This is a genomic window from Virgibacillus carmonensis, assembly GCF_057836705.1.
The window spans coordinates 1-508 of the sequence record NZ_JBYQFJ010000434.1; the positions used below are offsets into that span (position 1 = coordinate 1).

The 508-nt window shown below is 41.9% G+C and carries 1 protein-coding gene; it reads left to right on the plus strand.

What is annotated here, in order from left to right; genetic code table 11:
* Positions 1–118 precede the first annotated feature (118 nt).
* Positions 119–508 (plus strand): 30S ribosomal protein S12 (rpsL, locus tag AC3G7N_RS22745; RefSeq protein ID WP_489424359.1); only part of this gene is annotated, 390 nt, incomplete at its 3' end.

The following is a 508-nucleotide window of genomic DNA, read 5'->3' on the forward strand; positions in this document are numbered from 1 at the left end:
TTGTTTTTTGCTCAAAGATGAACCACCTGGATATGTGGGATTACAAAACAGAATAATTTCGGTGGTTGCCAGGTTTATTTTTCTAGTAATATGAAAATTAGAAGGGAGGATAACTATAATGCCTACTATTAATCAACTTGTACGCAAAGGTCGCGTAAACAAACCAAGAAAGTCTGACTCTCCTGCACTTAACAGAGGGTACAACAGTTTCAAAAAGAAACTAACGAATGAAAACTCACCGCAAAAGCGTGGTGTTTGCACTCGTGTTGGTACGTTGACACCTAAGAAACCAAACTCAGCACTTCGTAAGTATGCACGTGTTCGTTTATCTAACAACATGGAAGTTACTGCGTATATCCCTGGGATTGGACACAACTTGCAAGAACATAGTGTTGTATTAATCCGTGGTGGTCGTGTAAAAGACTTGCCAGGTGTGCGTTACCATGTAGTTCGTGGTGCGTTGGATACAGCGGGTGTAGAGGGACGTGCACAGGGCCGTTCTAAATAC